This window comes from Lentiprolixibacter aurantiacus, from assembly GCF_026241225.1.
In the GTDB taxonomy this organism is placed as follows: domain Bacteria; phylum Bacteroidota; class Bacteroidia; order Flavobacteriales; family Flavobacteriaceae; genus Lentiprolixibacter; species Lentiprolixibacter aurantiacus.
The window spans coordinates 341,550-366,402 of the sequence record NZ_JAPFQP010000003.1; the positions used below are offsets into that span (position 1 = coordinate 341,550).

At 45.1% G+C, this 24,853-nt stretch carries 27 protein-coding genes; 9 read left to right on the forward strand and 18 right to left on the reverse strand.

Annotated elements, in window-relative coordinates:
* Positions 1 to 107 precede the first annotated feature (107 nt).
* Genes OO016_RS11000 through OO016_RS11025 form a run of 6 tightly spaced genes read left to right on the forward strand, consistent with a single transcriptional unit; the run spans position 108 to position 5,915 of the window.
* On the forward strand, positions 108 to 1,007 hold the full coding sequence (locus tag OO016_RS11000) for a MerR family transcriptional regulator (protein WP_266013902.1): 900 nt from the start codon (positions 108 to 110) through the stop codon (positions 1,005 to 1,007).
* 30 nt (positions 1,008 to 1,037) lie between these two features.
* Entirely contained in the window at positions 1,038 to 2,495 is a 1,458-nt protein-coding gene (gene crtID, locus OO016_RS11005; protein WP_266013677.1) for a bifunctional phytoene desaturase/3,4-desaturase, read from the forward strand.
* A 10-nt stretch (positions 2,496 to 2,505) separates the two neighbouring features.
* Positions 2,506 to 3,345: a phytoene/squalene synthase family protein gene (locus OO016_RS11010; RefSeq protein WP_266013679.1), complete on the forward strand. Its 840-nt coding sequence runs from the start codon at positions 2,506 to 2,508 to the stop codon at positions 3,343 to 3,345.
* 1 nt (position 3,346) lies between these two features.
* Positions 3,347 to 3,799 carry a sterol desaturase family protein gene (locus OO016_RS11015; protein WP_266013682.1) on the forward strand — a complete coding sequence of 151 codons (453 nt, stop codon included), beginning with the start codon at positions 3,347 to 3,349 and terminating at the stop codon, positions 3,797 to 3,799.
* 3 nt (positions 3,800 to 3,802) lie between these two features.
* Positions 3,803 to 5,281, forward strand: a complete 1,479-nt coding sequence (crtD, locus tag OO016_RS11020) for a 1-hydroxycarotenoid 3,4-desaturase CrtD (RefSeq protein WP_266013685.1) — start codon at positions 3,803 to 3,805, stop codon at positions 5,279 to 5,281.
* Positions 5,274 to 5,915 carry a carotenoid biosynthesis protein gene (locus OO016_RS11025; RefSeq protein WP_266013688.1) on the forward strand — a complete coding sequence of 214 codons (642 nt, stop codon included), beginning with the start codon at positions 5,274 to 5,276 and terminating at the stop codon, positions 5,913 to 5,915. Before crtD ends, OO016_RS11025 begins: the two co-directional genes overlap by 8 nt.
* Here the strand turns inward: OO016_RS11025 and OO016_RS11030 are convergent.
* From OO016_RS11030 to OO016_RS11060, 7 genes are all read right to left on the reverse strand, one after another.
* On the reverse strand, positions 5,912 to 6,622 hold the full coding sequence (locus tag OO016_RS11030) for a DUF3291 domain-containing protein (RefSeq protein ID WP_266013692.1): 711 nt from the start codon (positions 6,620 to 6,622) through the stop codon (positions 5,912 to 5,914). The genes OO016_RS11025 and OO016_RS11030 overlap by 4 nt on opposite strands.
* Position 6,623: 1 nt before the next feature.
* Positions 6,624 to 7,184: a TlpA family protein disulfide reductase gene (locus tag OO016_RS11035; RefSeq protein ID WP_266013695.1), complete on the reverse strand. Its 561-nt coding sequence runs from the start codon at positions 7,182 to 7,184 to the stop codon at positions 6,624 to 6,626.
* Positions 7,181 to 7,744, reverse strand: coding sequence for a TlpA family protein disulfide reductase (locus OO016_RS11040; RefSeq protein ID WP_266013698.1), 564 nt, complete (start codon positions 7,742 to 7,744; stop codon positions 7,181 to 7,183). The genes OO016_RS11035 and OO016_RS11040 overlap by 4 nt, the downstream gene beginning before the upstream one ends.
* Positions 7,745 to 7,803: 59 nt before the next feature.
* A complete protein-coding gene (locus tag OO016_RS11045) occupies positions 7,804 to 10,077 on the reverse strand; it encodes an aconitate hydratase (protein ID WP_266013701.1) in 2,274 nt (757 codons plus the stop codon).
* Between the two features lie 136 nt (positions 10,078 to 10,213).
* Positions 10,214 to 11,167, reverse strand: a complete 954-nt coding sequence (locus OO016_RS11050) for an AAA family ATPase (RefSeq protein WP_266013704.1) — start codon at positions 11,165 to 11,167, stop codon at positions 10,214 to 10,216.
* Positions 11,168 to 11,169: 2 nt separating this feature from the next.
* Positions 11,170 to 12,576 carry a peptidylprolyl isomerase gene (locus tag OO016_RS11055; RefSeq protein ID WP_266013709.1) on the reverse strand — a complete coding sequence of 469 codons (1,407 nt, stop codon included), beginning with the start codon at positions 12,574 to 12,576 and terminating at the stop codon, positions 11,170 to 11,172.
* Entirely contained in the window at positions 12,569 to 13,453 is an 885-nt protein-coding gene (locus tag OO016_RS11060; RefSeq protein ID WP_266013713.1) for a peptidyl-prolyl cis-trans isomerase, read from the reverse strand. Before OO016_RS11060 ends, OO016_RS11055 begins: the two co-directional genes overlap by 8 nt.
* Positions 13,454 to 13,569: 116 nt before the next feature.
* On the opposite strand from OO016_RS11060, the gene OO016_RS11065 reads away from it, so the two are divergent.
* The 3 genes from OO016_RS11065 to OO016_RS11075 are packed head-to-tail and all read left to right on the forward strand — an operon-like array spanning position 13,570 to position 15,431.
* Complete coding sequence (locus OO016_RS11065) at positions 13,570 to 14,025, forward strand: SRPBCC family protein (protein ID WP_266013717.1); 456 nt, start codon at positions 13,570 to 13,572, stop codon at positions 14,023 to 14,025.
* Positions 14,026 to 14,034: 9 nt separating this feature from the next.
* Entirely contained in the window at positions 14,035 to 14,274 is a 240-nt protein-coding gene (locus tag OO016_RS11070; RefSeq protein ID WP_266013720.1) for a hypothetical protein, read from the forward strand.
* A 23-nt stretch (positions 14,275 to 14,297) separates the two neighbouring features.
* Positions 14,298 to 15,431 carry a serine hydrolase gene (locus OO016_RS11075; protein ID WP_266013722.1) on the forward strand — a complete coding sequence of 378 codons (1,134 nt, stop codon included), beginning with the start codon at positions 14,298 to 14,300 and terminating at the stop codon, positions 15,429 to 15,431.
* 67 nt (positions 15,432 to 15,498) lie between these two features.
* On the opposite strand, the gene rimO is transcribed toward OO016_RS11075, so the two are convergent.
* The 11 genes from rimO to OO016_RS11130 all read right to left on the reverse strand — a co-directional run bounded on the left by rimO (position 15,499) and on the right by OO016_RS11130 (position 24,779).
* Entirely contained in the window at positions 15,499 to 16,806 is a 1,308-nt protein-coding gene (rimO, locus tag OO016_RS11080; RefSeq protein ID WP_266013725.1) for a 30S ribosomal protein S12 methylthiotransferase RimO, read from the reverse strand.
* A gap of 96 nt (positions 16,807 to 16,902) precedes the next feature.
* Entirely contained in the window at positions 16,903 to 18,582 is a 1,680-nt protein-coding gene (locus OO016_RS11085; protein WP_266013728.1) for an amidase family protein, read from the reverse strand.
* Between the two features lie 68 nt (positions 18,583 to 18,650).
* Positions 18,651 to 19,613: a signal recognition particle-docking protein FtsY gene (gene ftsY, locus OO016_RS11090; RefSeq protein ID WP_266013732.1), complete on the reverse strand. Its 963-nt coding sequence runs from the start codon at positions 19,611 to 19,613 to the stop codon at positions 18,651 to 18,653.
* A gap of 91 nt (positions 19,614 to 19,704) precedes the next feature.
* The gene (locus OO016_RS11095; RefSeq protein ID WP_266013734.1) at positions 19,705 to 19,857 is read right to left on the reverse strand and encodes a DUF4295 domain-containing protein; all 153 of its coding nucleotides are present in this window, start codon (positions 19,855 to 19,857) and stop codon (positions 19,705 to 19,707) included.
* Between the two features lie 6 nt (positions 19,858 to 19,863).
* The gene (rpmG, locus tag OO016_RS11100) at positions 19,864 to 20,046 is read right to left on the reverse strand and encodes a 50S ribosomal protein L33 (RefSeq protein WP_266013736.1); all 183 of its coding nucleotides are present in this window, start codon (positions 20,044 to 20,046) and stop codon (positions 19,864 to 19,866) included.
* A gap of 19 nt (positions 20,047 to 20,065) precedes the next feature.
* A complete protein-coding gene (gene rpmB / locus OO016_RS11105; RefSeq protein ID WP_266013739.1) occupies positions 20,066 to 20,302 on the reverse strand; it encodes a 50S ribosomal protein L28 in 237 nt (78 codons plus the stop codon).
* A gap of 74 nt (positions 20,303 to 20,376) precedes the next feature.
* Positions 20,377 to 21,624: a competence/damage-inducible protein A gene (locus OO016_RS11110; RefSeq protein WP_266013742.1), complete on the reverse strand. Its 1,248-nt coding sequence runs from the start codon at positions 21,622 to 21,624 to the stop codon at positions 20,377 to 20,379.
* The gene (locus OO016_RS11115) at positions 21,624 to 21,965 is read right to left on the reverse strand and encodes an Hpt domain-containing protein (RefSeq protein WP_266013746.1); all 342 of its coding nucleotides are present in this window, start codon (positions 21,963 to 21,965) and stop codon (positions 21,624 to 21,626) included. Before OO016_RS11115 ends, OO016_RS11110 begins: the two co-directional genes overlap by 1 nt.
* On the reverse strand, positions 21,965 to 22,576 hold the full coding sequence (locus OO016_RS11120) for a fumarylacetoacetate hydrolase family protein (protein ID WP_266013749.1): 612 nt from the start codon (positions 22,574 to 22,576) through the stop codon (positions 21,965 to 21,967). Before OO016_RS11120 ends, OO016_RS11115 begins: the two co-directional genes overlap by 1 nt.
* A 19-nt stretch (positions 22,577 to 22,595) precedes the next feature.
* On the reverse strand, positions 22,596 to 23,372 hold the full coding sequence (locus OO016_RS11125) for a 3'-5' exonuclease (RefSeq protein WP_266013752.1): 777 nt from the start codon (positions 23,370 to 23,372) through the stop codon (positions 22,596 to 22,598).
* Between the two features lie 39 nt (positions 23,373 to 23,411).
* Positions 23,412 to 24,779 carry a dihydrolipoamide acetyltransferase family protein gene (locus OO016_RS11130; RefSeq protein ID WP_266013755.1) on the reverse strand — a complete coding sequence of 456 codons (1,368 nt, stop codon included), beginning with the start codon at positions 24,777 to 24,779 and terminating at the stop codon, positions 23,412 to 23,414.
* Positions 24,780 to 24,853: the final 74 nt, after the last annotated feature.

A 24,853-nucleotide genomic window follows, 5' to 3' on the forward strand; every position in this document is an offset into this window, starting at 1 on the left:
TAATTAAAAATAAACACCGCCGATCTCCAATACTTCTAAAATTTAACTTAAATATTAGAAACTTCCTTTAAAAAGTAGTAGCTTTGTTTAACTATGTAATGAAAAAGATGAACAACGTAAAGAAATTTTTTAGTATCCGTGACCTGGAAAACCTTACAGGCATAAAGGCACACACAATCAGGATATGGGAAAAGCGTTACAGGTTGTTATCTCCCGAGCGTACCAGCACCAATATCAGGACATACAGTCTTGCCAGCCTTCAAAAGCTTCTGAATGTAACCCTGTTGTACAACAACGGGTACAAGATCTCAAAGATTGCCAAAATACCTGAGGAAGAAATCCCGCAGATTGTAAGGGAACTGGTAGCTAAAAACAGCGCCAAGAGCCATGCCATGAACGCATTTAAACTTTCCATGATCAATTTTGATCTGGCCATGTTTCAACGCACCTATAACAGCCTATTGGTAGACCGCTCATTTCGGGATGTTTTCTGGGAAGTATTCATTCCATTGCTCAATGAACTGGGGCTTCTCTGGCAGACCGATACCATTAGTCCGGCCCATGAGCATTTCATCACCAATCTGATTAAACAAAAGATCTATACCAGCACCGAAAAGATACAGACTATTGAACCTACCAAAAAGGACAAAGTTTTTGTACTCTTTCTGCCAGACAATGAAATACATGAAATAGGTTTGTTATTCGTTAATTACGAGATCCTGCTGAAGGGATATAAAACAGTCTATCTTGGCCAGACCATGCCGCTGGAGAATCTTCCGGATCTTAAAAAATACTATGAAAACGTACATTTCCTCTCCTATTTTACGGTAGTGCCAACTAAGGACCAGTTACATGACTATATCAAGGACTTCAACGAACAGGTAAATGAGGATGGTAAATCCCACCTGTGGATCCTGGGCAGGCAAACACAACATCTTCAGGAAGCAGACCTGCCGCCGCAGATAAAAACCTTCCAGTCAGTTGAACAATTGAGCACTTTGCTGTAACTTAGATACACTGAGAACGGTATTTCACTTATGAAAAAAAAGGTAGCGGTAATTGGTTCGGGATTTTCAGCTTTGTCCGCAGCTTGTTATCTCGCCAAACTGGATTTTGAAGTAGCCATTTATGAAAAAAACAGCACGGTAGGTGGCCGGGCACGGCAGCTGGTAGCAGAGGGTTTCACCTTTGATATTGGTCCCAGCTGGTATTGGATGCCAGATATTTTTGATCGCTTTTTTGCTGATTTCGGGAAGAAAACTTCTGACTACTACGAGCTGGAAAAACTGGACCCGGCCTACAAGATCTTTTTTGCAGATGATACCATTACCATTGGAGATAGCATGGAGAAAATCTCCAGGGAATTCGAGCGCATTGAGCCGGGAAGCTCAAAACCTCTGAAAAAGTTTATCTCCAAAGCACAGCGCAATTATGAAATTGCCATCAACGAAATTGTTTACAGGCCTGGCCGCTCCCCTTTTGAGCTCGTTACCAAAGATACTGTTACGCGGGTAGACCAGTTCTTTAAGAATATAAGCCAGGAGGTGCGTAGGAATTTCAAGAATCCCAAACTGGTTTCCACACTGGAGTTCCCTGTACTTTTCCTGGGTGCTAAGCCCAGTAAAACCCCGGCTTTCTACAGTTTTATGAATTTTGCCGACTTCGGCCTGGGTACGTGGCATCCCAAAGGCGGGATGTACAAGATCATCCAGGGAATGGAAAGCCTGGCGCTGGAGTTGGGGGTCAGCATTCATACTAACTCCACCGTAGAAAAAATCAGGGTTAGCGAAGGAAAAGCAATTGGACTTATTGCAAATGGTGAAGATATTGACGCAGACTACATTCTTAGTGGCGCAGATTATGTGCATACTGAGAGCCTGCTGGATAACCAGTACCGGCAGTATTCCGAGAGCTACTGGGAAAAGAAGACATTTGCACCTTCCTCTCTGTTGTTCTACCTCGGGTTTGACAAGAAATTAGATGGGCTGGAGCACCATAACCTCTTCTTCGATACAGATTTTGACTTGCATGCCGAAGAGATATACGACACTCCTTCCTGGCCTACCAATCCGCTGTTCTACGCAAATTTCCCTTCAGTTTCTGATGAGTCCATGGCTCCGGAAGGTTGTGAAACGGGGTTTTTCCTGGTACCAATTGCCCCGGGCCTGGAAGACACCCCTGAATTGCGAGAACAATATTTTGACCTGGTCATGAACAGATTCGAGGAAAGGATCGGTCAAAAGGTGAAAAATAACATTATATTTAAAAACACCTTCTGTGTGAACGACTTTAAGGAGCAATACAACTCCTACAAAGGTAACGCATACGGAATGGCTAATACGCTCTCCCAGACGGCATTCCTCCGGCCCGGATTAAAGAGTAAAAAGGTTGAGGCATTGTATTTTACCGGGCAGTTAACTGTTCCGGGGCCAGGAGTACCTCCTTCCCTGATTTCAGGGAAACTGGTTTCCAACCTCATGGAAAAGCTAAACTGAAAGGCACATTATGAAGGCAATATTTGATCGCGTATCCTATGAATGCAGTAAGGTTGTAACTGAATCTTACAGCACCTCCTTTGCCCTGGCTACACGTATGCTGGCCCCTTCTATTCGAAAGGATATTTATAACATCTATGGCTTTGTGAGGTTTGCCGACGAAATTGTAGATACCTTTCATGATTACGATAAGGTAAACCTATTTAAGGAATTTGAAAAGGACCTTGAACGGGCCCTGGACAATAGAATCAGCCTCAACCCCATATTGAATGCTTTTCAGCAGACCTACCACGAGTACGCCATACCCAAACACCTCGTGGATTCTTTTATGAACAGCATGCGCATGGATCTTACCAAGAAGGATTACAGTACCCATGAAGAATATAAGGAGTACATATATGGTTCTGCTGATGTGGTAGGACTGATGTGCCTGAGGGTATTTGTGAAGGGCAATGACAAGCAATATGAGGATTTGAAGGAATCTGCAATGGCTCTGGGTTCGGCATTTCAAAAAGTAAACTTCCTGAGGGATCTTAAAGCAGATTACGAAGACCTGAGTCGTTCCTATTTCCCGAACACAAACCTGCTGGAACTCGATGAAGAGTCCAAAGCCAGGATTGTTCAGGAAATCAAGGAGGATTTTGCGATGGGCTTTGAAGGAATAGTCCAATTGCCTCACGAGGCGAAGTTTGGAGTGTACACGGCCTACAAATACTATTTCAAACTACTGCAAAAACTTCAGAAGACACCGTCTCTTCAAATCAAAAATACGCGCATACGGGTACCCAACTATCAAAAATTTGGATTGCTTGCCAAATCGTACGTAAATTATAAACTCAATTTAGTTTGATATGGAATTAGCCATTTGGTTCCTCATATTTATCGCTACATTTTGCATAATGGAATTCATGGCCTGGTTTACCCACAAATACATAATGCATGGGTTTCTATGGGTGCTGCACAAGGACCACCACAAAAAGGATCACGACTCCTGGTTTGAACGAAATGATGCCTTCTTTTTATATTATGCTGCCGTAAGCATGGCTTTCATAATTATTGCTTCAAATACATGGTTCTGGTATGGTTACCCAATCGGTTTCGGAATTATGGCCTATGGCGCAAGCTATTTTCTGGTTCACGATATTTTCATCCACCAACGGTTCAAGATGTTCAGAAAGGCCAACAACTGGTACGCACGCGGAGTGAGGCGTGCGCACAAGATCCACCACAAAAATATCCACAAAGAAGGTGGGGAATGCTTTGGTATGCTCTTCGTTCCCTTTAAGTACTTCAAAAAGTCATAGTAAATGCCTGAAGCCCATATAATTGGCGCAGGGATAGGCGGACTGGCCACAGCGCTAAGGTTGTGTAAAAAAGGCTACGAAGTCAGCGTTTTTGAAGCGAACCCTTATCCTGGTGGTAAACTGCATGCTATAGACCTCAATGGATACCGCTTTGACCTGGGTCCTTCTTTGTTTACCATGCCACAGTTCATTGATGAGCTGTTTCTGCTGTTCGAAAAACAGCCGGAATTGCACTTCAAATACAAGAGAAAGGATATTCTCTGTGAATATTTCTGGGACGATGAAACCCGTTTTACGGCCAGGAAAAATACCCACGATTTTGCAAAAGATGCTGCCAGGGCTTTTGACGAAGATGAAGAAACCATCAGGAAATACATCGGCAGCAATAAAAAGAAGTACGATCTCACGGCACCGCTGTTCCTTGAACAGTCCCTGCATAAATCCAAAACCTATACTTCGGCGAAAACGCTGAAAGCGCTGATGAGCATGCCAAGCCTGGATGTCTTTGGCACACTTAACGGAGTTAATCAGCGCTACTTTAAGCACCCCAAACTGGTACAGCTTTTTAACCGATATGCCACGTATAACGGCAGTTCTCCATATCAGACCCCCGGTATTATGTCCATGATACCTCACCTGGAGATGTTCTTTGGGACTTTTTTCCCTGAGGGAGGCATGCATGAAATTGTGATGAGCCTTTACCGCCTTGCTGTTTCGGAAGGGGTTCATTTTCATTTTGACAGCAAGGTGGATGAAATTTTGGTAGATCATGGAAAAGCTTCTGCTATAAGGGTGGGTGATAGGGTTCACAATGCAGATCTGATTGTTTCTAATATGGACATCTATCCTACCTACAGGAATCTGCTGCCAAGCCAGCCAGCTCCCGAAAAAACCCTGGCCCAGGAAAGATCCAGTTCTGCCCTTATATTTTACTGGGGTGTGAGTAAAGCCTTCCCGGAACTGGACCTGCATAACATCTTTTTCAGCAATGATTACCAAAGTGAATTCGATCATATTTTCAGGAAAAAAACCCTGGGCAATGACCCTACTGTCTATATCAACATAACCAGTAAGGACTGGCCCTCCGATGCTCCTGACGGTTGTGAAAACTGGTTTGTAATGATCAATGCTCCCGGAGATCACGGACAGGACTGGGCAGAGATGAAGTCCAGGGCCCGAAAAAATATCATCCGGAAATTAAACCAGGTATTGAAAACAGACCTGGAACCGCTTATTGCGGTAGAGCATATCCTTGATCCTCCTGGCATTCAAAACAGTACAAGTTCATACCGTGGTGCCCTCTACGGAGCTGCCAGCAACTCGCGCTTTTCGGCTTTTTTGAGGCATCCCAATTTCAGCAGGAAAATTTCCAATCTTTATTTTTGCGGGGGATCGGTTCATCCCGGAGGGGGGATACCCCTCTGCCTTTTGTCGGCCAAAATCATATCCGAAATGGTTCCTAACCCAAAGATGAATGACTGAAAATCGAAAATTCCTTACCTATTTTTCCATTTTCCTCCTTTGGCTGTTTAACCTGAGTGCCATTGCCGGGATTTATGTAGGACAGCAGGACTGGTTTATGAGCAAGACGCCCCTGAACATGATGCTCATCCTGGCCTTAACTATTTTCGTTTTTCCCATCGATTCCCTGAAAAAAGGAATGCTTTTCCTTGGGATAGGAACAGGCAGTATTTTTGCAGAATGGCTGGGCGTAAACTACGGCCTAATTTTCGGAGACTACCACTACGGTGCCAATTTTGGACCAAAGATGGGAGGCGTACCCCTGCTAATAGGAGTAAACTGGGGCTTTCTCACCTTTGCCACAGGCGCTATAGCATCTGCCTGGCTTAAGCCATACCGGACACGAGTTTTATGCGGTGCTTTTTTAATGGTATTTCTGGATTTCTTCCTGGAAGAAAGTGCCCCCCGTTTCGATTTCTGGTATTGGGATATTGGATATGCACCTCTGCAGAACTTTATAGGCTGGTTTGTTCTGGCCTTTCTTTTTCATGCCATCTATCAGGGTATGAAGATCAAGGGGAGTACTTTGTTCTCCCATCACCTTTATGTATCTCAACTGATATTCTTTGTTTTTTTCTATTTGTGGAAAGGCTAAGCCTGGGCATGTAGTTCCATTGGTGGTATTCCAGACCAGGATCCCTCCACCTTATATGGCTGAAAGCGGGCAAAAAGTTCTTCCTTGTACCATTTTAGTGTGTGGGTAAAAGCGATGGCCTTTTTGTGACCGGTTGCGTTGTAAGCAAATGCCTGCAAGGATTCCCTGTCCTTCCAGATACTGAAGGTAGCCATGTTACGAAAGGGAACCTCCCCTATTCCCTTGGTATATAACAACCCCTCGTTTTCCATGAGGCTCTTTTGAGATTGGGGCACATACTTCCAGAACCTGTACAGGAATTTTGTCTTTATAGTAGCCCTGGTAATCACGGCCATATACTTGTTTTCCGGGTCCAGGTCCTGATTTTTTGGAAACGGATTCTGACCCGACCATTCTCCCTTAACCTTGAGGGTCTTTAAGTAAAGGGTCATGTTTTCCGCCACTTTTCCACGGTACTTTTTCATAAGGGGATCTCCATTAAAAAAGGCCTCGGCATCCCCAGGGCTGTCCCAGACCTGGACCAGGGCATAGACAGACCAGTCCGGCCAGGGATTAAAACCAGCTTTCCCGCTGCCCATCAATTTGTAAAATCGAAGTCCCTTAACCTTCCCAAGGCTGGGGTGGGCAAACTGCATCATACTAAAAGCCCAGACCTTTGACCAGAAGGAGCTATAACGGAAAAAGCTTATTGTGGTAATAGGTTCCATTTTAATTGGTCAATAGCGAATCCAGCAATTTTCGGGTATCTTCGGCATACCAGTTCGCAGCACCAGTATGGGCAACTACAATTCTACCCGCCCGGTCTAAAACAAAAGTAGTAGGTAATCCCGTAGCATAAATCCCTGTGGGGGTTAATCCGCTTTCAAAGTATACAGGAAATCGGAAGTTGTTTTTCTCAAGATACCCAACCACCTTGTCCTTTTGATCCCTGGCAATAAAAAGAAATCGTACGCGGTCTCCAAATTCCTCATGCAGTTTGTCCAGCGAAGGCATTTCAGCTACGCAAGGAGGGCACCAGCTCGCCCAGAAATTAATCAGTACTACCTGCCCCTGCAACTCATCCCCATGGATAATATCGCCCTTTAAACCTTTCAGCCTCCATCCGTTTAATTCTGGTATTTCCAGGGTCCGAGTGGCTACTGGTTCAGGGTTATGTGATAGTATTCGGTTTACCCAGACCTGCATATGAAACCCCAATGGGGTAAACAGGACTAACGCCATTACTACCAGGGTAAGCAACCATCCTAGATTAAGGCGTTTTCGTTTCATGGGTTTTCCAAAAGCCGGGTGAAGAGTTCCCTGACATCCTGGTTGTACCAATCGGCAATGCCCTTTTCAAAGACAACGATCTCACCGTTTTTATCCAGCACATAGGATGCCGGCGGATCTGGCACTTCAAAGGGTGCAGCTTCCCCAATTATACGATAAGTGACAGGAAAATCGAATCCCTGTTTAGCCATAAATGCCTCCACTGGTTCCTGTTCTTCATCGGTTATGATGTAAAAAACCACACGATCCCCAAACTCATCATACAACTTTTGAATATCCTGCAATTCAGCTTCACAGGGAAGCCGCCAGGAGGCCCAGAAATTAATGAAGACTACCTTACCCCTGGCTTCTTCAAAGCTAAAGAAATTCCAGTCCTTGTCTTTCAGTGTCCAGTTATAGTTTGGGATCTGCAATCTGTTTTCGGCCGGGATGGGCTCAGGACCAAAAGCAAAAAGACGATTCAGAAAGATCTTTCCGTAGTGCCCGAGAGGCGTTACGAAAAACGACAGTACCAGGGCAAACAAAAGTAAATTCAGGATGGTCCTTTTGCTGATCTTCATTTTAATGTTTGGTAAAAAGAAAAACTCCTGAAAAATTCAGGAGTTTTTATTGCCAGTACCTAAGCGGCACTTTCTTTCTTGATAACGTTTAGGGCAGATCCTTCCCTGAACCATGCTATCTGAGATTCATTGTAAGAATGATTTGCTATTATGGTGTCCTTACTTCCATCGGCGTGAACCACCTCGATGGTCAGGGGCTTGTTGGGAGCAAAATCTTCAATATCCAACATATTGAAAGTATCGTCTTCCTGGATCAGGTCGTAATCCTGCTCATTAGCAAAGGTCAGTGCCAGCATCCCTTGTTTCTTAAGGTTGGTCTCATGAATCCTCGCGAAGGACTTCACCAGTACTGCGGCAACTCCCAGATGTCTGGGTTGCATGGCAGCGTGCTCCCTGGATGATCCCTCACCATAGTTATGATCTCCCACAACAAAAGTTTTGATCCCGGCAGCTTTGTATGCCCTTTGTGTATCGGGAACTCCGCCGTACTCTCCGGTAAGCTGGTTTTTGATAAAGTTTGTTTTCTTATTGAAGGCATTTACTGCTCCTATAAGTGTATTGTTGGCAATGTTATCCAAATGCCCTCTGAACCTCAACCAGGGACCTGCCATTGAAATATGGTCTGTAGTACACTTGCCAAAAGCCTTTATAAGCAACTTCATCCCTTTCAGGCTTTCTGGCGCTATAGGCACGAAAGGCTCAAGTAACTGCAGGCGTTCGGAATCCTCAGCTACTATGACCTCAACTGAACTTCCATCCTCTTTTGGAGCGATGTAACCTGCATCTTCCACGGCAAAGCCTTCCGGAGGCAATTCATATCCCCTGGGTTCATCCAGCCTTACCTCTTCACCCTCCTCGTTGATCAGGGTGTCCGTCATGGGATTAAAATCCAGTCTGCCAGCGATGGCTATTGCGGTCACTAATTCCGGAGAACCAACAAAGGCAAGGGTATTGGGGTTCCCATCCGCACGCTTGGCAAAATTCCGGTTAAAGGAATGCACAATGGTATTCCTGGGGCCATTTGCCGCCTTGTCGCCATACCGGTCCCACATCCCTATGCAAGGTCCGCAGGCATTGGCAAATACGGTAGCTCCGATATTGTTGAATGTATCGATAAATCCGTCCCGCTCAATAGTATAACGCACCTGTTCCGAGCCCGGTGTAATGGTGAATTTTGATTTGGTCTTGAGATGTTTATCAGCAACCTGCTTGGCCAGTGATGCAGCTCTTGAAATGTCTTCATAGGAAGAATTGGTGCAGGAACCTATTAGCCCAACCTCTACATTCAGAGGCCAGTCGTTCTCACGGGCTGCCTCGCTCATCTTGGATATAGGCGTTGCCAGGTCTGGAGTAAAGGGCCCATTGAGATGCGGTTCAAGGGTAGAGAGGTCAATCTCTATCACCTGGTCAAAGTAGGTGTTGGGATCTGCATAAACTTCCTGATCTGCAGTCAGGTAAGCAGCAACTTCATTGGCGGCATCTGCAACGTCTGCTCTTCCGGTGGCACGCAGGTAGCGATCCATGGATTCGTCATACCCAAAGGTAGAGGTAGTAGCACCCACTTCGGCACCCATATTACAGATGGTACCCTTACCCGTACAGGACATGGCGGTAGCACCTTCCCCGAAGTATTCGATAATAGCACCTGTACCGCCTTTTACTGTGAGGATATCTGCTACTTTCAATATAACATCTTTGGGAGCAGTCCAGCCGGAAAGCTTACCCGTTAATTTGACACCGATGAGTTTTGGAAATTTGAGTTCCCAGGCCATTCCGGCCATCACATCCACAGCATCAGCACCTCCCACACCTATGGCCACCATTCCCAATCCTCCGGCATTTACCGTGTGGGAATCCGTTCCAATCATCATCCCTCCCGGGAATGCATAGTTCTCCAGTACTACCTGGTGTATAATTCCTGCTCCGGGTTTCCAGAAACCAATTCCGTATTTGTTTGATACCGATTCCAGAAAATCAAATACTTCATTACTGGTTTGATTTGCCCTTTTAAGGTCTGCCTCAGCACCTACTTTGGCCTGAATAAGGTGATCACAGTGCACCGTAGTTGGAACAGCAACCTTGGGTTTGCCCGCATGCATGAACTGCAGCAGGGCCATCTGCGCCGTGGCGTCCTGGCAGGCCACCCTGTCCGGAGCAAAATCAACATAATCCTTGCCTCTTTCGAATGCCTTTTGAGGATTACCTTCCCACAGGTGGGAATAGAGGATTTTTTCAGAAAGGGTTAAGGGTCTGCCAACAATATCCCGGGCTTTATCTACGCGTTCCGCGATATTGGCGTAGACCTTTTTAATCATATCGATATCAAATGCCATTACGTATAAGTATTTTCTGTTAGAATGCCCCCAAAAGTACTAAAATAGCAGGGCAAATAAAAGACTTATTATCCCGCTTTTTGCGCTTGAAAATTACTGAAATAGGAAAGTGAAGGAAATTCCGATGTAAACGGACTTAAAACAATTTCCGAATAAGATCTTCTTCAGTGATTCCCTCGGCTTCTGCCTTGTAGTTCTTGATGATCCTGTGACGCAGTATACTGAATGCAATCGCCTGAACATCTTCTATATCCGGTGAAAATTTCCCATTGATTGCAGCATGGGCCTTCGCTCCAAGGATAAGGTATTGAGAAGCCCTGGGTCCTGCTCCCCAGTCTAGGTACTGTTTAACAATTTCAGGGGCAGTATCTGCTCCGGGGCGGGTCTTGCCCACCAACTTCACTGCGTAATCCACTACATTATCGGGTACAGGTATGCGACGTACCAGGTGCTGTATGTCCAGGATTTCCTGTGCGCTGAACAAGGCATTGACCTGAGGTGTTTCGTCATTGGTGGTTGCCTTAACAACCTGTATTTCCTCCTCCAAACTGGGATACCTGAGTTCAATAGCGAACATAAAGCGGTCCAGCTGTGCCTCAGGCAAAGGGTAGGTTCCCTCCTGCTCAATGGGATTTTGGGTAGCCAGGACAAAGTACGGCAAGGAAAGTTCGTGTCTTTTACCTGTTATGGTAACAGCTCGTTCCTGCATGGCTTCCAATAAGGCTGCCTGTGTTTTCGGGGGGGTACGGTTAATTTCGTCGGCCAGGATGATATTGGCAAAAACAGGGCCTTTTACAAACTGGAATTTCCGGTTCTGGTCCAGCACCTCACTTCCCAGAATATCACTGGGCATGAGGTCTGGTGTAAATTGTATCCGCTTAAAATCGAGGCCAAGGGCCCTGGCTATGGTATTTACCATTAAGGTTTTAGCCAGTCCCGGCACACCAATAAGCAGCGAATGGCCTCCAGAATATATAGATAAAAGGATCTGATCAATAACTTCCTCCTGCCCAACAATTACCTTGGCAATCTCTTTTCTCAATGCCTGGTGTTTCAGGACCAGACTCTCAACGGCAGCTACGTCAGACATACTTATTGTTCTTTTACCCAGTCATTTGAGAAATCACAGGAGCGGTTGGCGGCACCCACACTTACATAGGTGTCCTCTATCTTTTCTGCCATCCATTCCTTGATGGCCTTGAACTGTTTCTCTTTTAATGCCAAATCCTGGATCTTGAGGTAATCCCTCGCAAAATCAGCCTCATGCTCATCAAAACGGTTGGTTACCTTCAAAATTTTAAATTTTGGAGGGCCACCTCTGGGGTCAGGCTCCAGTATAGGCTGGGAAATTTCGTTGTCCTTGAGATTCCTTACCTGATTGTACAGAGTAGGGTCCATCTTGGTCAGCTCAAATTTGCTATCGAAGTTGATGGGGTTTCTCAGCAAGCCACCATCAAACTTGGTTTCCTTTTCATCCGAAAAATTAAGGGCGGCATCGGCAAAGGTATATTTACCTTCCTGGATCTGCCGTCGTATACTGTCCAGTTCTGCTCTTGCCTTGTCTATCTCAGATTGAGGGATCTCCGGCTGAATAAGAATATGCCTGAGGTCTAATTCCTGTCCCCTTATTTTTTCAATGTAAATAATGTGGTAACCAAATGTGGTTTCAAAAGGCTCTGAAATTTCACCTTCCTGCAGGCTAAAGGCCACGTCTTTGAATTCTTTGACAAAGGGTGTTTCCCTGCTCATACTGTAAAAACCCCCTTTAGACTTCGATCCCGGGTCCTGGGAGTACAGAATAGCCTTCACGCTAAAACTGGCATCGTTATCCTCACAATCTGCTTTGATCTGCCTCAGCTTATCTATAACCTTCTGCTTTTCGGCTTCCGGGGTTTCGGGTATTTTAACGATCTGTGAGATCTCCAGTTCGGCACCAAACACAGGACGTTCGTCCTCTGGTATCCTGTTGAAGAATTGCCTTACTTCTTCCGGGGTTACTTCTATTTCCCCTACTATTTTCTGCTGCATTTTTTGCGACAGCATTTGAAGTTTGTTGATCTCGTACAACTCCAGTCGGAAATCTTCTATAGTTTCTTTTTTATAAAATTCCAGAACTTTCTCCATAGAACCCACCTGCTGGATCAATTGTTGAATCTGGCGATCACTGGTAGCATTCACCTCATCATCAGAGACCAGCAAACTATCCTGCACTGCCTGGTGGGCGTACATGCGGTCTTCCATTAATTTCCCAAGCAGGCTGCATCGGGTCACGTCTTCAGGTGAAGCCCCCTGGTTCCGCAAGTCGATAAGAGTCTTTTCAATATCAGAATCAAGTATCACATAATCGCCAATAACGGCAGCTATCCCGTCTACCTTAAGTCTCATGGTGGGTTTCCTGGGAGCCTCCTGAACAGAGTCCTGCTCCTGTGCAATGGTAGAGCTTCCCATCAAAATCATGGCTCCCAAAATGACATGGTTAATTTTTCGAATGCTATTCATATACCTCAAATGTTTTGTCTTTAGTGGCTTCATCGATAAGTTCTGTTTCCAGTTTACGCAGGTATTCCAACTTGCGTCGGTTGAGCAGAATTTGCTTTATGGTAGGCTCAACGAATGGCAGCGGTGCAATCTCATTAGGCGCCCTGACGTCGTTAACTAAACCCAAATATACCCCCATCGTATCCTCCAGTTCAAAAAATTGTGATTTTTTTAAGTATTGGGCTTCGTTATCGTAATTCAACGGAGGTATTTCCTCCATCACGCGACCAATAGGCACCCAGAGGGAATCATTGAAGTTGAGTTTGCGGAACTGTACCCCAATAGAATCCAGGTAATACAGGTCGTCCTCATCGAATCTTTTCAGCCTTTCCATGACCTCATCCTTATTGAGGAATTGCCTGGGCAATTCTACAAAGCGCAACTGTACGAGTTTTTCCTTAAGCTTGAAATTCTCCTTTTCTTTTTCGTAAATCGACTGCAACTGAGAATCCGTAACCGTTGTATCCTGAGCCTGCAAGACCAGTGCCTCCCGGTACGCCCGGGTGTAGAGGTCCATGCGGTAATCGGTAACCAGTTGTTCAAATTCCTGCAGCTGTTCTTCCGGAAGGTTGATCTCTGCCTTGTCCAGCAACAGTTGTTTAATGGCCCAATTGTTTATGTAATTGGTAACCAGGGCAGCACTGTCCTGTGGTGTAATATCTTCCGGGAGCAGTTTATTTATATCCTCAGCATACAAAAAAACATCTCCCACACGGGCAACAACCCGGTTTTCTATGTCGTCCTGAATGAACCTGCCACAGGCAGCCATTGCCAGGCCTATCAATAATAAAAAGGAGGTCCGGTTCAGGTTCTTTGCTAACATCTGTACTTGGCGCATTGAGCAAAAATAAGAATTCGGACTTGCCTCACAAGCAAGGGATACTACCATTAACAGATTTTTGAGGACCCGGGAAGAAAAATTCGTATTTTAGGAATGACCAACAAGATGCCAGGATGAAATATACCTCTGAAATAATTGTGGATGTCCCCCGCACCGTTTTTATAGAAAAACTCGATAATCCGGAAAATATGGTGCACTGGCAACGGGGCCTAGTAAAATATAAACCGTTAAGCAGCAATCCCGGGGAAGAAGGTGCGCAAATGGAGCTGCATTATAAAATGGGAAAGAGGGAGCTGGTTATGATAGAAACGATACTTAAACGAAACCTTCCGGATGAAATGCATGCCACTTATGATGCCAAGGGAGTTCACAACATACAACACAATTATTTCGAAATAGTATCCCCAACACAGACCCGCTGGCGGTCAGAAAGTGAGTTTCAATTTTCTGGCTTCTTCATGAAGTTTATGGCGTTTCTAATGCCCGGAGCCTTCAAAAAGCAGTCCATGAAGTATCTTCGCGATTTCAAAGCCTTTGCCGAAGAAGGAAAAAAAGTAAGCAACTCTTAAGGGTAACAATTGGACAGAAAGATCAAACTGATATGGGATTTCAGGGGACCTGATGCTTTGGCCATCGCACAGCATCATGAAATTCACCTTAAAGAATTTATTGAAAGAGAAGGTCTGAGCCTCAAAATTACCGGGCACCAGGAGTTAAGTGAACTTCATAGCATCGCCTTTTTAGTAGTGCAGGAATCCGGGATGATTCCTGTCCGAGATGCACTTCTGCCTCATCGTGGGGAATTGTATACGGAATGAATGTCTAATCTAAGCCTACTTCCTTGAAAGTATTTTGGTTTTTTGCTGCATTAAGCCTTTTATTCTTTAAGACATGTTCTGAAGACCAGGAAGTTCAGGACCCGCTCAGGCAGGCACTGCAGCTTGAGGATCCTTATATCCGCCAGGTAATGGATAAGGTAGAAGAACACGAATTGCAGATCATCTACACACGAATTGAAAGGCATGGCGATAGCCTTGTATTGCAGGATTATAAATTTCAGGTAGATGTGGACAACTACTTCTATCCCGCCAGCACGGTTAAATTTCCCATGGCGGTGGCAGCACTGGAAAAACTCAATGAGCTGGATTCATTAAACCGCAATGTCCGCTATTATGTTGAAGGGGATACCGTGGAAAACTCTTTTGCAGAAGACATTATCAAGATCTTTACCGTAAGTGACAACCACGCTAATAATCGCTTACTGGAATTCCTGGGCCAGGACGATCTCAACTACCGGCTACGAAGAAGGGGGGTTGAACCGGTAAGAATTTCGCATCGACTCGGAGTGCATTCCGATGAAGTGACTACCCGGCCATTAGTGATCTACCTGAACGACAGTACAACCGCAGTTAGTCGGCCAATTGAAAACACCCCTCCCGAACCGCTGTTACTAAAAGGAATTAAAAAGGGAAGGGGCTTCTACAAGGCAGATTCCCTTTATGCAGAACCTTTTGATTTCAAACTCAAGAACTACTATCCCCTGGAAGCGCAGCACTCCGTTTTGAAACGCATTATTTTTCCCACCTATTTCCCTGAACATAAGCGCTTTGGTATTTCAGAGGAACAACGGAAATTCTTGCTGAACGCCATGCAAATGCTTCCCAGGGAAGCCGGATATGACGAAGAGGAATATTACGATAGCTATTGCAAATTCTTTATGTATGGGGACAGCCAGGAGCAAATTCCGGAACATATACAAATCTTCAACAAGGTTGGATTTGCCTACGGGACCCTTACAGATTGTGCCTATATCCGCGACAATTTAAATGGGGCGGAATTTATGGTTAGTGCAACCATCCTGGTTAATCAGGACCGCCTATTCAATGACGACGCTTATGAATACGATGAAGTTGGGATTCCATTCCTTGCGACAATTGGAAGAGCCCTTTATGATTATGAAAGTACGGGCAAATAAATAGCAAAAACCAAAGGATACATTTGGGGTCAACAAAACCAGTTGACGACTGGCATTTTTATGATAGCTAAACTCCCACCGGTTCCCCGTAAAGGTCAAAATCTGCGGCTTCAACGATCTTAACCTGCGTAAAGTCTCCAATTTTTACGTAGAACTTAGTGGCGTCTATGAGGACTTCATTATCTACATCTGGAGAATCGTATTCTGTCCGGCCCACAAAATAATTTCCTTCTTTGCGATCGATCAGGCAGCGAAACTCTTTGCCTACTTTCTGCTGGTTCAGCTCCCAGGATATCTGGGATTGAAGCTCCATGATGTCGTTGGCTCGCTGCTGCTTGATGGCTTCAGGCACATCATCGTTGAGGGAATAGGCATGGGTATTTTCTTCGTGGCTATAGGTAAAACACCCCAGTCGCTCAAAGCGCATTTCACTTACCCAGTTCTTCAGGGTGTTGAAGTCTTCTTCAGTTTCACCCGGATAACCCACAATAAGCGTTGTCCTGATAGCCATATCCGGGATTATTTCCCTGAATTGTTTTAGGAGCCTGTTGGTTTTCTCCATTGTGGTTCCCCTTCTCATGCTTTTAAGAATGGAGTCTGAGATGTGTTGCAGGGGTATATCTATATAGTTACAGACTTTAGGCTGCGTTTTAATCACTTCCAGGACATCGAGGGGAAAACCGGTTGGAAACGCATAATGCAATCGGATCCACTCTATCCCTTCCACCTCACACAGCGCCAATAAAAGCCTTGCCAGTTCCCGCTTTTTGTAAAGGTCCAGTCCGTAATAGGTGAGGTCCTGGGCGATAAGAATAAGTTCTTTAACCCCATTCCTGGCAAGCTTTTCCGCTTCCAGTGTTAGTTCCTCAATGGGTTTGCTTTTGTGTTTTCCTCTCATCAAGGGAATCGCACAAAAGGAGCAGGGCCGGTCACAGCCCTCTGCAATTTTAAGGTAGGCATAATTCTTTGGGGTGGTAGTAATGCGTTCCCCGATCAATTCATGCTTGTAATCTGCACCCAGAGCCTTCAAGAGGTTGGGCAGGTCTGTAGTCCCAAAATAACGGTCTACATCTGGGATTTCCTTTTCCAGATCCGGTTTATAGCGTTCGCTGAGGCATCCGGTTACAAAAACCTTGTCTATTTCACCCGCCTCCTTCTTCTGAACATATTCCAATATGGTATTGACACTTTCCTCCTTGGCATTATCTATAAAACCGCAGGTGTTGATAACGGCGATATTGCCTTCCCCCTCATGGACCACTTCCTTGTTGTTGGCCTTTAGTTGCCCCATAAGCACCTCTGAATCATATAGGTTCTTGGAACAACCCAGCGTTACTACATTTATGCGGTTCTTCTTTGTCGATTTGGTCCTCATATCTCAAATTGATGTGCAAAAATACGACAAGAAATACAATGCCTTCTTTTAGGGGCATTTATACATATATCCATTTGGAAAAAAGCTTCCTTTTCCCTACTCATTATACATTTCAGGGGCTTTCCTGGCTTTGGTCGCCTGTTCAAATGCATAGCCCAGTTGCAGTAGTTTATCCTCTTCAAAGGGTTTGGCTATAAAGGTAAGGCTTACCGGCTCACCTGTTTCACGGTATCCCATTGGTACAGTAAGGGCAGGATATTTAGCAACTGCTGCATATCCGGCATGGTAATTATTTATAGAGAGGACGGCATCCAGCTGGAATTCCTCCATGGCCTGATCAAAGAAAAGACGTCCGTTCTTTTCAAGATTTAGCTTGATAACTTCCAGTTCTTCAAGTGTTGTGGAATCACTCAAAATCCCTTCTAAACGGGCCTGTCCATAGGGCATACGCAGTAAGGTGTCCTTTTTGTTGAAGGCTACTACATCCAACACGTTCCTGACCTTCACTGCCTGGGTATCCTTCACCTGAGTACTGATGTAGGCCGGCAAATCGTATTTCATATCGATGTTCAACAAAGTACTGAAACCGTTCATTTGCACTTCCGGCGGTGTAAAACTGAACACCTCAGCTCCCATTTCCTTTAATTTCTCCACGGTACTGGCGTAGACAGAATCGGATTCCATGAGCGGTGCAAAAACACCCAGTCGTTTTCCACGCAACACACTACCTTCGAGAATGCCACTCAGATAATCCATATTTACATCAACAGATTTGGCATCAGCAGGGTCTTTTCCTGTCAGTGCCCCCAAGAGAATAGCATTGTCTACCACATTCCTGGTCATGGGCCCGGGCGTATCCAAAGTGCTGGAAATAGGGACTATGCCGGTTCTACTTAGCAAACCTATAGTAGGTTTCAATCCCACAACGGAATTCTGACCCGAGGGAGACAATATAGAGCCTGAGGTTTCAGTACCTATGGCAGCTACCGCATAATTGGCCGCAACTGATGTCCCGCTACCTGAACTCGAACCACCAGTCTCAAAAACCCTTCGGCCGTATGGATTTAAAGTTTGCCCCCCTATAGCACTGTACCCAACCGGACATCCACCACAAAAGAAGTAGGCCCATTCACTGAGGTTAACCTTGCCGAGAATAAGCGCGCCATTGCTTTTGAGTCTGCTGACAATAAATGCATCTTCCGTGTTCTCATTATTTTCCAGGGCAATGGCCCCGGCTGTTGTGCGCATGCCTTTGGTGTTGATATTATCCTTCAACAGTACAGGCATCCCGAAAAGAGGATTTTGCAGCAGGTCCGGGTTTTCTTCGATTTCGCGATCTTTCTCCCGTGCTTCCTCCACCACATCGGCATTGAGAGCAATTACCGTATTCAGGGTGGTAGCATTGTCCAGTTCGTATTTGTAGATCCGGTAGAGATAAAACAGCACCAGTTTTTCATAGCTGAGTTCCCCTGAGGCAACATGCAGCTGTATCGTAGGGATGTCCTGTTCGAGGATCAATGGTTTTAAAGAATCATATTCGGCCTCTGAAAACCGGCTCACTTCCTTGTAAAGCGGGCGAAACACTTCGTTCTTGTCCAGAACCCGGGATTGTATGAGCTTGTATCGCATTCGGGTATTCTCGTGATCCTGGTTTGCAGCTACTTCAGCAGAATCGTTGTAGGGCTCCCATAGTACTACGTCCTCGTAGTTTACGTTGGGATCATTTTTACAGGCTATCCCCACTAATACGAGGAGAATAAAATAGAGTTTTTTCATAGCACGGTTATTTTTAATACTGTTAGTAGTTTTCTTTTAAGAATACATTTTTTTAATCATGTTTTCCATTAAGAGCTGGTGTTGAAAAAGGAATCCACAAACTCATACTTATTGAATACCTGTAAATCTTCCAGGCCTTCCCCTACCCCGATATACTTCACGGGAATCTGGAACTGATCGGAAATTCCAATTACCACTCCACCCTTGGCCGTACCGTCTAATTTGGTTACGGCAAGAGAAGATACCTCGGTGGCCTTGGTAAATTGCCTGGCTTGTTCAAAGGCGTTCTGACCGGTAGATCCGTCCAGGACCAGCAGCACGTCATGGGGTGCTCCGGGTACTACTTTCTGCATCACTCTTTTTACCTTGCCCAGTTCGTTCATGAGATTCACCTTATTGTGAAGGCGTCCTGCAGTATCTATCAATACCACATCAACCTCCTGACTTACCGCAGAACTGAGGGTGTCATAAGCCACGGATGCCGGGTCACTACCCATCTTTTGCTTTATAATGGGCACATCAACGCGGTCTGCCCAAACCTGCAACTGGTCAATAGCTGCGGCCCGGAAGGTGTCGGCGGCACCTAACATCACTTTAAGGCCCTGTTTTTTGAACTGGTAGGCCAGCTTTCCAATGGTGGTGGTCTTACCCACTCCATTAACCCCTACTACCATAACTACGTAGGGCTTGTGGGTTGTATCGATTTGAAATTCAGTTTCCTCACCGTGATGTGTCTCGGAAAGCAATCCTGCAATTTCTTCCCTCAGGATCAGATTGAGTTCCTCGGTACCAAGGTACTTATCGCGGGCTACCCGTTCTTCGATCCGCTCGATAATCTTTAGAGTAGTATTCACCCCCACATCCGAGGTCACCAGCACTTCCTCCAGGTTATCCAGTACGTCATCGTCAACCTTGGATTTGCCAGCTACCGCCTTGCTTAATTTCCCTAAAAAACTGGTCTTGGATTTTTCGAGCCCCTTATCCAGGGTCTCCTTTTTCTGGGTAGAAAATATCTTTTTGAATAAGCTCATATCCTTGGCTGAATTATCCTATAAAGATAGGAAATAAAAAAAGCCGTTTTGCTAACAAAACGGCTTTCATATAGTGCTTCGATCTATTCTTTTACTTCTTTGCCAACCAGTCGTTTACATACTCTGGTGGCATGATGCCTTCCACAAAAGTGTAGGCTCCTGTTTTTGGCGATTTAACCATTTTGATCGCCTTGGTCAATCTTTTGGAAGAGGATTGTAATGTTGCTACCGTTTTCTTAGCCATAACGCCTTATTTTATCTCTTTGTGAATGGTCATTTTCTTGAGGATAGGATTGTACTTTTTGATTTCCATCCTATCTGGAGTGTTCTTTTTGTTCTTGGTGGTGATATAGCGGGATGTACCGGGCATACCAGAATTTTTATGCTCGGTGCACTCCAAAATAACCTGAACCCTATTTCCTTTCTTTGCCATCGCTTGCTTCTTTTTCGGATTACTTGATTAATCCTTGTTCCCTAGCTTCTTTTAATACTGCAGAAATTCCTTTTTTGTTGATCGATTTTAGCGCACGGGCAGATACTTTCAGGGTTATCCATCGATCTTCTTCAGGAATATAAAAACGCTTTTTGGACAGGTTTACATCAAACCTCCTTTTGGTCTTATTAATGGAGAAAGAAACGTTGTTTCCGAACATCGCCCTCTTTCCCGTAATTTCACAGACTTTTGACATCGCGTTACTTTTTTACTTTATTCAAAACAGGGTGCAAATGTACATCATTTTTGGTGTACCTACAAGATTCTCTCTCAGATTTTTAAAATTTCTTTCTTCAGCAATTCAAATGCCTTATGGACGGACTTTTGCACAATTCTTACCCTGTGATTTCCCATGGAAAACCGCTCCGCAAATACCCTGTCGGGAGTAGCGATAGCTATGTAAACCGTACCAATATCTGCATCCGAATCTCCCTTGGTTGGACCTGCATTACCCGTAGTTGACACAGCATAATCCGATTTGAAGAGTTGCCGTGCATTTACTGCCATGGTTTTAGCAACTTCTGCGCTTACCACACTGTGCTCCTTAATAAGTTTTTCCGGAATCCCTAGTACATCTTTCTTCACCTCAGTGGCATAGGCCACCACACTACCTTTCAGATAGGCAGAGGCACCCGGGATTGAAGTGAGCTGCTGGGCAATTTTACCCCCGGTAAAACTTTCTGCTGTAGCCAGGGTAAGGCCCTTCTCGGTCATTACTTTTGCAATTCCGGATTCCAGGCTTCCTTCTTCCTCTTCCCCATAGATAATGTCTCCTATAATTCCGTACAATTCTGCTATGGCTTTTTCCACTTCTTCTGAGATGCTTTGCTTATCATCACCCTTAGCAGTAAGGCGCAATCTCACCTTCCCCAAATTGGGTAAATAAGCCAGTTTGATGAAATCCGGCAGCGAATTTTCCCAGTCTTCTATGCGTTCTGCAATGGCACTTTCACCTAGGCCATAGGTCATTATTGTCCGATGCAGTATAAAGGGCCGGTGAAATTCACGCTGAATACGGGGCAACACCTCAGCCTGCATGAGGTTCTTCATTTCAAAAGGAACCCCGGGCAGGGAAACCAGGATTTGTTTCCCCTTTTTCATCCACATTCCCGGTGCCGTACCGTATTTATTATGCAGAATCCTGGCACGGGAAGGCACCAGGGCCTGTTGCCGATTCATCTCCGAAATTGGTGTGCTGATATATTTCTCAAAAAGGTATTCTATATGGGCCAGTACCTTTTGGTTCAGTACCAGGGTATCTTCCAGGAATTCGCAAAGGGTATGTTTGGTAATATCGTCTTTTGTAGGTCCCAGTCCACCTGTGATCAGTATAAGGTCTGCCCTGGAGCAGGCTTCTTCCAGTGCCTGCAGGATGTGTTCCCTATGGTCCTGAACAGAGGAGATCTGATAAACAGAAATACCTATTTTGTTAAATTCCTGGGCAATGTAGGCCGAATTGGTATCTACAATCTGGCCAATGAGGATCTCATCGCCAATAGTGATAATTTCTGCGTACATCAGAAATTGAAATCATTTTTAAGCTCGGCAATGACCTGAAGAACATCTTTTTTAAGAGCCGGGAACTTCTGCTCGATTGCAGGGCCATTATCGCCCGGCGTTTTGCCCAGAGTCTCTATTTCCAGGGCCACTGCCCGCGTTTGTTCCATACCCAGCAAATCCACATTGGGCTTTATCTTATGGGCAAGTTTATATACTTTCTCGTAGTCTTTACTATCAATAGCCGCCTCCAGATTTTTCAAATCCTGTGGTACTTCGTCAAGGAAAACAGCGATTACCGATTCTATGAAGTCAGTATCTCCTTCCGCCATTTCATTAATCTTATCTAAACTGTAAATCATCACTGTATATTTAAAGAGAACATTTCCTCGCCCTCGAGCGTACCCGAAAGGTAATCATTTGGCTTTACTCTACCAACACCGGCAGGGGTTCCTGTGAACAGGATATCTCCTTTTTTTAAGGTAAAAAAAGAAGATACATAGCTAATCAGCTCATCAACCTTCCACAACATCTTTGCGGTATGGCCCTCCTGAACCAGTTGCTGGTTTTTATACAACGAAAAATGGAGGTTATCGATATGCGGCAGGGAATTTTTCTGTACCCATTTGCCAATCACCGCAGCCCCGTCAAAACCCTTTGCCTTTTCCCATGGCAACCCTTTATCCTTGAGTTTTTTTTGAAGATCCCTGGCCGTAAAATCTATCCCCAGCCCAATTTCGTCGTAGTATTTGTATGCGAATCGCGACTGTATGTGTTTGCCCACTTTTTTGATCTTGACCAGCAATTCCACCTCGTAATGGATATCCTCCGAAAATTCAGGAATAAAAAAATCCTGTTCCTTTGGAAGTACCGCCGAATCTGGTTTAATAAAGACCACAGGTTCTGAAGGTCGTTCGTTCGAGAGTTCCTCAATATGTTCCGTATAGTTCCGTCCTATGCAGATAATTTTCATAAATCTGAATTCCTAAGGATTATCCCAATCTGTTATTTAGGCTGCTCAGCTTGATCTGGGTGAGTACCTTTTTGGTGTAGCGAGGGAAGTCGGCATTGAGTATCCACCCGAAATATCCCGGTTCAGATTCCAGTACATCCAATACCTTTCTGCCTTTGTGCTTGCCGAAGGAAAAAGCCTCCTCTCCATCGTCATCCAGCACAATAAAGCCTGCCAGATCAACGGCCGTTTTACGGTGGGAAAACTCGGAAAGTTTTTTAACGTCGTTTTCCAGCTCCGGGTATTTTTCAATTTGTGCCAGTAATACTTCATAAGTAGCCTGGGTATCTGCCTCTGCACTATGGGCATCATTCAATTCCCTGTCGCAATAAAAAAGATATGCAGCAGACAGCGTACGTTGCTCCATCTTATGAAATATAGCCTGAACGTCAACGGTATTCCTGTTTTTCAGGTCGAACTCAATCCCCACCCTCAACATCTCCTCCGCAAGCAGGGGAATGTCAAAGCGATCTGAGTTAAAACCTGCCAGATCGCAGTCCCTGATCATATTCCAGATGGTATGTGACAGTTCTTTGAAGGTAGGCTCTGAAGCGACCTTTTCGTTAGTAATGCCGTGAATGGCGGAAGCTTCGGCAGGAATATCCATTTCCGGATTAACCAGCCAGGTCTTGCTTTCTTTATTTCCGTTTGGATAGATCTTAAGGATAGCAATTTCTACGATACGATCATTAACGACATTGGTCCCAGTGGTTTCCAGGTCGAAAAAGCAAATGGGTTTATTGAGCTTTAGTTCCATGTATTCAGATCAAAGGCAGTAGGCAACACCTTTGGTTTTTTAGATTTCCCTGTCCGGGTCCCAGGATTCAAGATATTCGGCAACAGCCTTGATAAATGTTCCTCCCAGGGCACCATTTACTACCCTGTGGTCGTAACTATGCGAAAGGAACATCTTGCTGCGTATCCCTATAAAATCACCCTGAGGGGTTTCGATAACTGAAGGGACTTTACGAATTGCTCCGAGGGCCAGGATGCCTACCTGGGGCTGATTAATGATAGGTGTACCGAAAACACTGCCAAAAGTACCCACATTGGTCACGGTATAGGTTCCTCCCTGGATCTCATCGGGCTTTAAATCATTATTCCGGGCCCGGTTTGCGAGGTCGTTTACCACCTTGGCCATCCCCACAAGGTTGAGCTGATCGGCATTTTTGATAACGGGTACAATAAGATTCCCGTCGGCAAGGGCCGTGGCCATCCCGATATTGATATTCTTCTTTTTTATGACCGAGTCACCCTGAACCGAAATATTCATCATCGGGTAGTTCTTCAGGGCTTTGGCAACAGCTTCCATGAAAATTGGGGTGAATGTTAGTTTTTCACCTTCCCTTTGCTGGAAGACAGTTTTCATTTTATTTCTCCATGCCACCAGGTTGGTTACATCAACCTCGATAAAACTTTGCACATGTGCCGACGTGGAAACACTCTCTGTCATGTGTTGTGCGATCAATTTACCCATTCGGGTCATTGGAATAACCTCATCCTCAGCGCCTGCCGTAACAGGAGTGGCTACCCGGGCTGCCGGCTTTGGAGCAGTTTTTACTTCAGGTGTGGGAACAGCTTTTATTTCAGGTGTGGGAGCAGCTTCAGGCTGTTCCGCTGTTGGCACTGCAGCTCCGCCTTTTCTGGAAGCGATATAATCCAGGATATCATTTTTGGTAACCCGGCCTTCCAGACCGCTTCCGGCAATGGCATCCAGTTCTTCCAGGGATATACCTTCCTTTTTCGCTATATTTTTTACAAGAGGAGAATAGAATCTTTCGGACTGGCTGTAATCCGCTTCCGGAGCCGATACCTTTTCCTGTACCTCCTTCACTTGTTGCTCAATAACCGCTGCAGTCTCAGGAACAAGTTCAGGCTCTGCCGTTTCAACCGCTGCAGGCGTTTCTTCCACTTCGGCCTCACCATCCAATTGAATCACAGCAACAATTTCTCCTACCTTTATAACGTCATCCACATCGAACCTCTTCTCAACCAAAACCCCTTCCACCTCGCTGGGAACTTCTGAATCTACCTTATCCGTGGCAATTTCAAAAACCGCCTCATCCATTTCGATAGTATCGCCAACTTCCTTTAACCATGAGGTCAATGTTGCCTCAGCAACACTTTCTCCCATTTGCGGCAATTTCAGCTCAAATTTTGACATATTGGTATTTTTAAGGCCCTTTATTTATTTCGGTTTGCAAAATTAATAAAAAATACTCTATTTTTTTAAACTTC

Bases quoted from the DNA above. Each gene is read 5' to 3' on its own strand.
- crtD (WP_266013685.1), top strand. From the start codon at position 3,803: ATGCCTGAAGCCCATATAATTGGCGCAGGGATAGGCGGACTGGCCACA.
- OO016_RS11050 (WP_266013704.1), bottom strand. From the start codon at position 11,167: ATGTCTGACGTAGCTGCCGTTGAGAGTCTGGTCCTGAAACACCAGGCA.
- OO016_RS11130 (WP_266013755.1), bottom strand. From the start codon at position 24,779: ATGTCAAAATTTGAGCTGAAATTGCCGCAAATGGGAGAAAGTGTTGCT.
- ftsY (WP_266013732.1), bottom strand. From the start codon at position 19,613: ATGAGCTTATTCAAAAAGATATTTTCTACCCAGAAAAAGGAGACCCTG.
- OO016_RS11095 (WP_266013734.1), bottom strand. From the start codon at position 19,857: ATGGCTAAGAAAACGGTAGCAACATTACAATCCTCTTCCAAAAGATTG.
- OO016_RS11010 (WP_266013679.1), top strand. From the start codon at position 2,506: ATGAAGGCAATATTTGATCGCGTATCCTATGAATGCAGTAAGGTTGTA.
- OO016_RS11060 (WP_266013713.1), bottom strand. From the start codon at position 13,453: ATGCGCCAAGTACAGATGTTAGCAAAGAACCTGAACCGGACCTCCTTT.
- OO016_RS11025 (WP_266013688.1), top strand. From the start codon at position 5,274: ATGACTGAAAATCGAAAATTCCTTACCTATTTTTCCATTTTCCTCCTT.
- crtID (WP_266013677.1), top strand. From the start codon at position 1,038: ATGAAAAAAAAGGTAGCGGTAATTGGTTCGGGATTTTCAGCTTTGTCC.
- OO016_RS11065 (WP_266013717.1), top strand. From the start codon at position 13,570: ATGAAATATACCTCTGAAATAATTGTGGATGTCCCCCGCACCGTTTTT.
- OO016_RS11115 (WP_266013746.1), bottom strand. From the start codon at position 21,965: ATGATTTACAGTTTAGATAAGATTAATGAAATGGCGGAAGGAGATACT.
- OO016_RS11015 (WP_266013682.1), top strand. From the start codon at position 3,347: ATGGAATTAGCCATTTGGTTCCTCATATTTATCGCTACATTTTGCATA.
- OO016_RS11085 (WP_266013728.1), bottom strand. From the start codon at position 18,582: ATGAAAAAACTCTATTTTATTCTCCTCGTATTAGTGGGGATAGCCTGT.
- OO016_RS11110 (WP_266013742.1), bottom strand. From the start codon at position 21,624: ATGTACGCAGAAATTATCACTATTGGCGATGAGATCCTCATTGGCCAG.
- OO016_RS11040 (WP_266013698.1), bottom strand. From the start codon at position 7,744: ATGAAGATCAGCAAAAGGACCATCCTGAATTTACTTTTGTTTGCCCTG.
- OO016_RS11045 (WP_266013701.1), bottom strand. From the start codon at position 10,077: ATGGCATTTGATATCGATATGATTAAAAAGGTCTACGCCAATATCGCG.
- OO016_RS11120 (WP_266013749.1), bottom strand. From the start codon at position 22,576: ATGAAAATTATCTGCATAGGACGGAACTATACGGAACATATTGAGGAA.
- rpmB (WP_266013739.1), bottom strand. From the start codon at position 20,302: ATGTCAAAAGTCTGTGAAATTACGGGAAAGAGGGCGATGTTCGGAAAC.
- OO016_RS11030 (WP_266013692.1), bottom strand. From the start codon at position 6,622: ATGGAACCTATTACCACAATAAGCTTTTTCCGTTATAGCTCCTTCTGG.
- OO016_RS11035 (WP_266013695.1), bottom strand. From the start codon at position 7,184: ATGAAACGAAAACGCCTTAATCTAGGATGGTTGCTTACCCTGGTAGTA.
- OO016_RS11125 (WP_266013752.1), bottom strand. From the start codon at position 23,372: ATGGAACTAAAGCTCAATAAACCCATTTGCTTTTTCGACCTGGAAACC.
- OO016_RS11055 (WP_266013709.1), bottom strand. From the start codon at position 12,576: ATGAATAGCATTCGAAAAATTAACCATGTCATTTTGGGAGCCATGATT.
- rpmG (WP_266013736.1), bottom strand. From the start codon at position 20,046: ATGGCAAAGAAAGGAAATAGGGTTCAGGTTATTTTGGAGTGCACCGAG.
- rimO (WP_266013725.1), bottom strand. From the start codon at position 16,806: ATGAGGACCAAATCGACAAAGAAGAACCGCATAAATGTAGTAACGCTG.
- OO016_RS11000 (WP_266013902.1), top strand. From the start codon at position 108: ATGAACAACGTAAAGAAATTTTTTAGTATCCGTGACCTGGAAAACCTT.